Annotated in this window: 2 protein-coding genes; both read left to right on the forward strand. The window is 76.4% G+C overall.

Features of this window, described 5'->3' with window-relative positions; translation table 11 throughout:
* Positions 1 to 24 precede the first annotated feature (24 nt).
* Entirely contained in the window at positions 25 to 3,432 is a 3,408-nt protein-coding gene (locus tag AB0G08_RS29660; RefSeq protein WP_358094141.1) for an SDR family NAD(P)-dependent oxidoreductase, read from the forward strand.
* Positions 3,433 to 3,476: 44 nt separating this feature from the next.
* Positions 3,477 to 10,529: type I polyketide synthase (locus tag AB0G08_RS29665; protein WP_358094138.1), on the forward strand; the 7,053-nt coding region annotated here is incomplete at its 3' end.

Raw genomic sequence — 10,529 nt, forward strand, 5'->3', positions numbered from 1 at the left:
GTCATCGACGCTGCGGGTGCGGGCGTGGACATTGCGGCGGTGAACGGTCCGGCGTCGGTGGTGGTCTCCGGTGCCGCCGACGAGGTGGCCTCGGTGGTGGCGGCCGCTCGTGAGCGGGGGTGGCGGACGAAGGAACTGTCGGTCAGCCACGCGTTCCACTCGCGGTTGATGGAGCCGATGCTGGACGAGTTCGCGTCGGTGGTGGCGGGGCTGTCGTGGCAGCCGCCGAGGATCCCGATCGTGTCGAACGTGACCGGCGCGGTCGCGGACGCGCAGGAGATCACCGATCCGGGCTACTGGGTGCGGCACGTCCGGCAGCCGGTGCGCTTCGCCGACGCGGTGCGGACCCTGCACCAGCAGGACGTGACGCAGTTCCTGGAGGTGGGCCCCGACGCCGTGCTGACCGCCATGGCGCAGGACTGCGTCGAGGAGGCCGGCGACGTCCGGTTCACCGCCACGCTGCGTGACGGCCACTCCGAGGCCGCCACGCTGCGCACCGCCCTGGCCGAGCGGTACGTCACCGGCGGCCACGTCGACTGGGCCGGATACCTCACCGGCGCCGGAGCCCGCCCCCGCACGGTCGCCCTGCCCACGTACGCCTTCGACCACCAGCGCTACTGGCTCAACGCCACCACCACGGGCGGCGTGGGAGCCCCCGGACTCGGCGTCCGACCCGTCGACCACGCGCTGCTCGGCGCCGCCGTACGGGTGGCCGACGACGACGTACGGGTCTTCGGCACCGAACTCTCCGCGCGGACCCACCCGTGGCTCGCCGAACACGTCGTCTGGGACTCGGTCGTGGTGCCCGGCGCCGCCCTGGTCGAGATGGTCCTGCACGCGGGCGCGCAGGTCGGCTGCGACGCGCTGGACGAGCTGACCCTGGAGGCGCCGCTGGCGCTCGCCGAGCAGGACGCCCGGGCGGTACAGGTCAAGCTCGGCACGGCGGACGAGGAGGGACGCCGGCCGGTCACCATCCACTCCCGGGCCGCCGCCGACCCGGACGGGGAGTGGGACCGCCACGCGACGGGCGTCCTCTCACCCGCCGCGCCGCGGCCCGACGGGCCCGAGCCGTCGCCCTGGCCGCCCACGGCCGCCGCCGTCGGGGTCGACGCGATCTACACCGAACTGTCCCGGCTGGGCGTCGAGTACGGCCCGCTCTTCCGTGGCCTGCGCGCGGTCTGGCGTACCGACGACGAGGTCTGCGCCGAGGTGGCGGTGCCCGACGGCACCGAGGTCGCCGGCTTCGGCATCCACCCCGCGCTGCTGGACGCGGCGCTGCACGTCGTCGGCCTGGTCGACGAGGACGGGGAGGCGTCCGGCGTACGCCTGCCCTTCGCCTGGACCGGCGTCACCCTCTCGGCGGTCGGCGCGACCGCGCTGCGGGTCCGCGCCCGGCGCAGCGGCGGCGGGGTCACCCTGACCCTGGCCGACCCGGCCGGCGCCCCCGTCGCCCGGATCGCCTCGCTGGTCTCCCGCCCGGTGACCGCCGACCAGGTACGCGGCAGCGGCACCAGCGTCGACTCGCTGTTCGACGTCGCCTGGCAGAGCGTGCCGGCCGGCGCCCCGGCGACCGCCCACGCCGTGCTCCTCGGCGACGACCCGTCCGGCCCGTCCGGCCTCGCCCGGTACGGGCTCACCGAGCTGGCCGAGGCGGTCGACTCCGGCCGGCTCGACCCGGCGCTGGTGTTGCTCGCGGCGTACGCCGACGACGAGCGCGCCCCGGTCCCCGCCGCGACCCGGACCCGGCTCGCCGCCGTGCTGACCGCCGTGCAGGGTTGGCTCGCCGACGACCGGCTGGCGGACCGGCGGCTGGTCGTGCTGACCCGGGGTGCCGTCGCCGCCGGCGACACCGGCCGGACGACCGACCTGCCCGGCGCCGCGGTCTGGGGCCTGCTGCGCTCGGCCCAGGCGGAGCACCCCGACCGCTTCGTGCTCGTGGACCTCGACGAGGGGCAGCGACCGGAGCCCGGCACGGTGGACCTGGTGGCCCGCGCGGTCGCCACCGGCGAACCCCAACTGGCGGTCCGGGACGATCGGGTGCTGGCACCCCGGCTCACGCCCGCCGTCCTCGACCCGGCGCTGGGCGCCGAACTCGACCCCGACGGGACGGTCCTGGTCACCGGGGCCACCGGGGCCCTCGGCGGACTGCTGGCCCGGCACCTGGTCAGCGCCCACAAGGTGCGCCGTCTGCTGCTCGTCAGCCGGCGGGGCGCCGACGCCCCCGGCGCGGCGGAGCTGCTGACCGAGCTGAGCGCCCTGGGCGCGCAGGCCCGGCTGGTGGCCGGCGACGTGGCGGACCGCGACTCCCTCGCCGCCCTGCTCGCTGACGTCCCCGCCGAGCACCCGCTCGCCGGCGTGGTCCACGCCGCCGGCGTCCTCGACGACGCGGTGCTCTCGGCGCTGACCCCCGAACGGATGTCCGCCGTGCTCTCCGCCAAGGCCGACGCCGCCTGGCACCTGCACGAGCTGACCCGGGGGCGGAACCTGTCGATGTTCGTCCTCTTCTCGTCGGTCGCCGGCGTCCTCGGCGGCCCCGGGCAGGGCAACTACGCCGCCGCGAACGCGTTCCTGGACGGTCTCGCCCACCACCGGCGCGCCTCCGGCCTCGCCGCCACCTCCCTGGCCTGGGGACTCTGGGCCGCGGACAGCGGGATGACCGGTGCCCTCGACGCCGCCCAGCGGCAACGGATGAGCCGCAACGGCCTCAGCCCGCTCGACACCGGCCAGGCGCTGGACCTCTTCGACGCCAGCCTGCGCGGCGGCCGCCCCCATCTGGTGCCGGCGCTGCTCGACCCCGCCGCGCTGCGCCGCCAGGCCGACGCCGGGCAGCTCCCGGCGCCGCTGCGCGGCCTGGTCCGGGCCCGGCGGCGCGTCGTCGACGGCGTCGTCGACGGCGGGCCGTCCTTCGCGCAACGGCTGGTCGGCACGCCCGAGGCCGAGCGCGGCCGGCTGGTGGAGGACATGGTCAAGGCGCAGGTCGTCGAGGTGCTCGGCTACCCGCCGGCCACCGTCGTCCCGTCCGGGCAGACGTTCACCGGCCTCGGCTTCGACTCGTTGACCGCGGTGGAGCTGCGCAACCGGCTGACCGCCGTCACCGGGATCCGGCTGCCGGCGAGCCTGATCTTCGACTGCCCCACGCCCGCCGCCCTCGCCGACTTCCTGCTGGCCGACGCCGCCCCGCCGGCGCCCGCGTCGAGCCTGCTGGCCGAGCTGGACCGGCTGGAGGCCGCGTTCGCCGCCACCGGGCCGGAGGAGCTGGAACGACTGGCCGGCGACGACGAGACGCGCACCGCCGTGGCGGTCCGCCTCCGGGCGCTGGTCACCAGGTGGAGCGACGCCACCGACCGGCCGGCCGACGTCAGCCAGGCCCTCGACGAGGCCTCGGACGACGAGCTGTTCGACTTCATCGACCAGAAGTTCGGCCGATCCTGACCACGAGTCCGCCGCTTGCCCCTTAGCGACAGGTGATCAACCCGATGGCGAACGAAGCCAAGCTCCGCGAGTACCTCAAGCGCGTCACCGCTGATCTGCACGAGACCAGCGAACGCCTGCGGGCCGTCGACGAGCAGAACCACGAGCCGATCGCGATCGTGGGGATGGGCTGCCGCTACCCGGGCGGGGTGCGTACCCCCGAGGCGCTGTGGCGGCTGGTCGAGTCCGGCGTCGACGCCGTCACGCCGTTCCCGGCGGACCGGGGCTGGGACGTGGAGAACCTCTACGACCCCGACCCGGACGCCCACGGCAAGTCGTACACCCGCGAGGGCGGCTTCCTGCACGACGCCGGGGAGTTCGACGGCGGGTTCTTCGGCATCTCGCCGCGCGAGGCGCTGGCGATGGACCCGCAGCAGCGGCTGCTGCTGGAGGTCGCCTGGGAGGCGGTGGAACGGGCCGGCATCGCCGCCGACTCGCTCAAGGGCAGTCGGACGGGTGTCTTCACCGGCGTCATGTACCACGACTACGTCTCCCGCCTCAACGGCGTGCCGGAGGAGGTCGAGGCGTTCGTCGGCACCGGCAACCACGGCAGCGTCGTCTCCGGCCGGATCGCGTACACCTTCGGGTTCGAGGGCCCCGCGGTGACCGTCGACACCGCCTGCTCGTCCTCGCTGGTGGCGATGCACCTCGCCGTGCAGGCCCTGCGCTCCGGCGAGTGCACGCTCGCGCTGGCCGGCGGCGTCACCGTCATGTCCAGCCCCGACACGTTCGTCGGCTTCAGCCGCCAGCGCGGCCTGTCCCCGGACGGGCGGTGCAAGTCCTTCGCCGCCGCCGCCGACGGCACCGGCTGGAGCGAGGGCGCCGGGCTGCTGCTGCTGGAACGGCTCTCCGACGCCCAGCGCAACGGCCACCCGGTGCTCGCCGTCGTACGCGGCACCGCCGTCAACCAGGACGGCGCCTCGAACGGGCTCACCGCGCCGCACGGCCCGTCGCAGCAGCGGGTGATCCGCCAGGCCCTCGCGAACGCCCGGCTCTCCCCGGCCGACGTGGACGCGGTGGAGGCCCACGGCACCGGCACCCGCCTCGGCGACCCCATCGAGGCGCAGGCGCTGCTCGCCACCTACGGCCGGGACCGGGCCGACGACCAGCCCCTCTGGCTCGGCTCGATCAAGTCCAACCTCGGGCACACCCAGGCCGCGGCCGGCGTCGCCGGCGTGATCAAGATGGTCATGGCGATGCGCCACGGCGTCCTGCCGCGGACCCTGCACGTCGACGAGCCGTCCCCGCACGTCGACTGGTCGGCCGGCGCGGTGGACCTGCTCCGCGAGCCGCGCCCGTGGCCGCGCGGGTCCCGGCCCATGCGGGCTGGCGTCTCCTCCTTCGGCGTCAGCGGCACCAACGCCCACGTCATCGTCGAGGCCCCGCCCGCGCCGCAGCCGGCCACCGACACCGACGCGGTGGCCGGGCCCGACCCGCTGCCGTGGGTCGTCTCCGCCCGCAGCGCCGCCGCGCTCGGCGCCCAGGCCGACCGGCTGCGTACCTGGCTCGCCGAGCACCCCGACGCCGCGCCGGCCACGGTGGGCCGCGCCCTGGCCGTCGGCCGGTCGGTCCTCGAACACCGGGCGGTGGTGCTCGGCACCGACCGGGACGAGCTGCTCGCCGGGCTCAGCGCCCTGGCCGACGGCGTCCCGGCGGCGTCCGTGCGGCGCGGGGTCGCCAGCCCCACCCGGGTCGCCGTGCTCTGCACCGGGCAGGGTGCCCAGCGCGTCGGCATGGGCCGGCAGTTGTACGCCGCGTTCCCGGTCTTCGCCGCGGCGTTCGACGCCGCCTGCGCGGAACTGGACCAGCACCTCGACCGGCCCCTGCGCGACGTGCTCGACGGCCCCGCCGAGGTGCTCGACCGCACCGGGTACGCCCAGGCGGCGCTGTTCGCCGTCGAGGTGGCGGCCTACCGGCTCGTCGAGTCCTGGGGCGTCGTGCCGGACTTCGTGACCGGACACTCGGTCGGCGAGGTGGCCGCCGCGCACATCGCCGGCGTCCTGTCGCTGCCGGACGCCGCCCGCCTGGTCGCCGCCCGGGGCGCCCTGATGCAGGCGCTGCCCACCGGCGGCGCGATGGTGTCGATCCGCGCCACCGAGGCGGAGGTGCGCCAGCACCTCGACACCGCCGGCGGGGTGGCCGGCGCCGGGCTGGCCGCCGTCAACGGCCCGGAGTCCGTCGTCGTCTCCGGCGACGAGGACGCGGTGCTGGCGGTCGCCGAGCACTTCGCGGCCCTCGGCCGGAAGACCAGTCGGCTGCGGGTCAGCCACGCGTTCCACTCCGCCCGGATGGACCCGATGCTCGACGCGTTCGGCGACGTGCTCGGGCGGTTGACCTTCGCCGCGCCCCGGATCCCGGTGGTCTCCACCGTGACGGGCGAGGTGCTCGACCCCGACGAGGTGCGCTCCCCGGCGTACTGGCTGCGCAACGTCCGTGACACGGTCCGCTTCGACGCGGCCGTGGCCACCCTGCGTGAGCTCGGGGTGGGCGCGTACGTCGAGGTGGGCCCGGGCGGGGTGCTCTCCGCCCTGACCCAGGAGATCGTCGGCGCGGACCAGGCGGTCTGCGGCCCGATGCTGCGCGCCGACCACGACGAGGCGGCGACCGCGCTCGCGGCCGCGGCCACCGTCTGGGCCCGGGGCGTGCCGGTGAACTGGGCGGCCCTGTTCGACGGCCCGCCCGTGCCGGTCGACCTGCCGACGTACGCGTTCCAGCGCGAGCGCTACTGGCTGCTGCCCCTGCCGCAGCCCGCCGACGTGACCGCCGCCGGGCTCACCCCGACCGGCCACCCGCTGCTCGGCGCGGTGTTCCGCTCGGCCGACGGCGACGAGGTGACGCTCACCGGCCGGCTGTCGGTGCAGGGCCAGCCCTGGCTTGCCGACCACGCCGTACGCGACGTGGTGCTCTTCCCCGGGACCGGCTTCGTGGAGTTGGCGTTGCGGGCCGGCGCGGAGGTCGGCGCCGACCGGCTCGCCGAGCTGACCCTGGAGGCGCCGCTGGTGCTGCCGGAGACCGGCGGCGTCGACGTGCAGGTCGCCGCCGAACGCACCGGCGGCGAGGCGTGGCAGCTGACGGTCCACGCCCGCCGGTCCGGCACCGACGACCTGTGGGTCCGGCACGCCACCGGCCTGCTCGCCCCGCAGCCGGGGGAGGACGGGTCCACGCTGGCGGACTGGCCGCCGACCGGCGCCACCGCCCTGGACGTGTCGGAGCTGACCGGGCGGGCGGCGCAGGCCGGGTTCGCGTACGGCCCGGCCTTCCAGGGGCTGCGCGCCGCCTGGCGGCTCGGCGCCGACGTGTACGCCGAGGTGGCGCTGCCCGAGCCGGCGGCCGACGAGGCCGGCGGGTACGGGCTGCACCCGGCGCTGCTCGACGCCGCCGTGCAGGCGGTCGGGCTGGGCATCGTCGACCCCGGCCAGGCCCGGCTGCCGTTCTCCTGGTCGGACGTCACGCTGTCCGCCCACGGCGCCGACACGCTGCGGGTACGGCTGACCCCCACCGGACCGGACACGGTGGCCATGCTGGTCGCGGACGCCGCCGGTGAGCCCGTCGCCCGGGTCGGGTCCCTGGTGCTGCGGCCCCTGCCGGCCGGGGAACTCACCTCCGGCGGCTCCCCGTGGCGTCGCTCGCTGTTCCGCCTCGACTGGACCCGGCACGTCGGCGGCGCCGGCGCCGCCGACGGCACGACCTGGGCGGTGCTCGGCGACCGCCCCGCGCCGCTGCCCGCCGGCCTGGCCGCCGTCCGGCACGCCGACCTCGACGCGCTGTGCGACGCCGGCGTGCCCGACGTCGTGCTGTTCCCGGTGGCCGGTGCCGCCGGGACCGACCCCGGCCCGGTCCACGACCTGCTCGCCGAGGTCCTCGCCGTGCTCCAGGGCTGGCTCGCGGCCGAGCGGCACACCGGCGGGTCCCGGCTGGTGGTCCTCACCAGCGGCGCCGTCGCCGTGGACGACGACGCGGACGTCACCGACCTGGCCGGCGCCGCCGTGTGGGGCCTGCTCCGCTCGGCGCAGGCCGAGCACCCCGGCCGGTTCCTGCTCGTCGACGTCGACGACCGCGAGAGCTCCGCGTCCGCCCTCGCCGGCCTGCTGTCGGCCGACGAGCCGCAGGCGGCGCTGCGCGACGGCGTGGTCCGCGTGCCCCGGCTCGTCGCCGCCCCGGAACCCGACGCGCCGGCACCGGCGCTGGACCCCGACGGCACGGTCCTGGTCACCGGCGGCACCGGCGCCCTCGGCGCGCTCCTGGCCCGCCACCTGGTCACCCGGCACGGGGTCCGCCACCTGGTGCTGACCAACCGGCGCGGGACCGACGCGGACGGCGCCGCCGACCTGCTCGCCGACCTCGCCGGTTTGGGCGCCACCGCGACGGTCGAGGCGTGCGACGCCGCCGACCCCGACGCCCTCGCCGCGCTGCTGGACCGGATCGACCCGGCGCACCCGCTGACCGGCGTGGTGCACACCGCCGGCGTGCTGGCCGACCGCACCCTGACCTCCCTCACCGCCGAGTCCCTCGACGAGGTGCTCCGGCCGAAGGTGGACGCCGCCGCGCACCTGCACGAGCTGACCGCCGCCCACGGCCTTGCGCTCTTCGTCACCTACTCCTCGGCGGCGGGCGTGACGGGCAGCCCCGGCCAGGCCAACTACGCGGCGGCCAACGCCTTCCTGGACGCGCTCGCCCACCGGCGACGGGCCGCGGGACTCCCGGCGCTCTCCCTGGCCTGGGGGCCGTGGGTCGAGTCGGGCGGCGGCATGACCGCCGGCCTCGACCGGGCCGACACCGACCGGCTGGCCCGCGCGGGCGTCCGCCCGATCCCCGCGGCGGACGGCCTCGCCCTCTTCGACGCCGCCCTGCTGACCGGCCTGCCCGCGACGGTGCCCATGGTGCTGGACGGCCCGGCGCTGCGCGCCCAGGCCGAGACGGGCACCCTGCCGTCGGTCCTGCGCGGCCTGGTCCGCGCGCCCCGGCGCCGCGCCGCGCGGTCCGGGCCGGCGGAGACCGCCGCACTGACCGAACGGCTCGCCGGGCTCGACCGCGAGGAGCGCGCCGCGGCCCTGCTGCGGCTCGTCCTCGACCAGGTCGCGGCGGTGCTGGGGTACGCCGACGCCGCCGCCGTCGAGGCCGGCCGCCCGTTCACCGAGCTGGGCTTCGACTCGCTGACCGCCGTCGAGCTGCGCAACCGGCTGGGCGCGGTGACCGGCCTGCGCCTGCCGGCGACCCTGGTCTTCGACCACCCGACCCCGCTCGCCCTGGCCGACCACCTGGACGCCGAGACCGGCACCGACGCCGGTCCGCTGCCGGCCCCGGTCGCCGCCGTCGCGGCGCTCGACGAGCCGATCGCGATCGTCGGCATGAGCTGCCGCTACCCCGGCGGCGTGCGCTCCCCCGAGCAGCTGTGGGACCTCCTCGTGTCCGGCGGGGACGGCATCACCGGCTTCCCCGCCGACCGGGGGTGGGACGTCGACGACCTGTACGACCCGTCCGGCGCGCGCAGGGGCAGCAGCTACGCCCGCGAGGGCGGCTTCCTGACCGACGCCGGCGACTTCGACGCCACCCTGTTCAAGATCTCGCCGCACGAGGCCCTCGCCATGGACCCGCAGCAACGACTGCTGCTGGAGACCTCGTGGGAGGCGATCGAGGACGCCCGGATCGACCCGCTGGCGCTGCGGGGCCGCCCGGTCGGCGTGTTCGCCGGCATGATGTACCACAACCACGCCGCCGGGCTGGCCGACGTTCCGGAGGCCCTCGACGGCTACCTCGGCGTCGGCACGGCCAGCAGCGTGTTGTCGGGTCGGGTGGCGTACTCGTTCGGCTTCGAGGGGCCGGCGGTGACGGTGGACACGGCGTGCTCGTCGTCGCTGGTGGCGTTGCACCTGGCGGTGCAGGCGCTGCGGTCGGGCGAGTGTGACCTGGCCCTGGCCGGTGGCGTCACCGTGATGGCGACGCCCGAGACGTTCATCGACTTCTCCCGCCAGCGGGGCATGGCCCCCGACGGCCGGTGCAAGTCCTTCTCCGACGCGGCGGACGGCACCGGCTGGTCCGAGGGCGTCGGCGTGCTGCTGGTGCAGCGGTTGTCGGACGCGCGGCGCGACGGTCGTCGGGTCCTGGCGGTGGTGCGCGGCACGGCCGTGAACCAGGACGGTGCGTCGAACGGGTTGACGGCGCCGAACGGCCCGTCGCAGCAGCGGGTGATCCGGCAGGCCCTCGCAAATGCCCGGCTGGGTGTCGGGGACGTCGACGTCGTGGAGGCGCACGGCACGGGCACGACGTTGGGTGACCCGATCGAGGCGCAGGCGCTGTTGGCCACGTACGGGCAGGATCGCGACGAGCGTGACGCGCTGCTGCTGGGATCGGTGAAGTCGAACATCGGTCACACGCAGGCGGCTGCCGGGGTGGCGGGCGTCATCAAGATGATCATGGCGATGCGGACGGGCGTGGTCCCCGCGACGCTCCATGTCGACGCGCCGTCGTCGCATGTGGACTGGTCGTCGGGTGCGGTGGAGCTGGTGACCGAGTCGCGCGCGTGGCCGGGGGTGGATCGTCCGCGTCGGGCGGGTGTGTCGTCGTTCGGTATCTCCGGGACGAACGCGCACGTGATCATCGAGCAGGGCGAGCCGGAGTCCGCCCCGGCGCCCGTCGGGCCGGTCGGGTTGCCGGTGCCGTGGGTGGTGTCGGGGCGCTCCGAGCGGGGTCTGGTGGGTCAGGCGGCGCGGTTGGCGTCGTTCGTGCGTGGTCGTTCGGGTCTGTCGCCGGTGGATGTGTCGTGGTCGTTGGCGACGACGCGGGCGGCGTTGGAGCACCGTGCGGTGGTGTGGGGTGGCTCGGTCGAGGAGTTGACGGCGGGCCTGTCGGTGGTGGCCGAGGGCCGGCCGGCGGTGTCGGGTGTGGTGTCGGCGGGTCGTCGGGCGGTGTTGTTCACGGGTCAGGGTTCGCAGCGCGTCGGGATGGGCCGGGAGCTGTACGAGGCGTTCCCGGTGTTCGCTTCGGCTTTCGACGGGGTGTGTGCCGAGATAGATGCGCATCTGCCGCGTGGGTTGCGGGAGGTGGTGTTCGCCGAGGCG

It is taken from the genome of Micromonospora sp. NPDC023644, from assembly GCF_040640115.1.
Taxonomy (GTDB): Bacteria; Actinomycetota; Actinomycetes; order Mycobacteriales; family Micromonosporaceae; genus Micromonospora.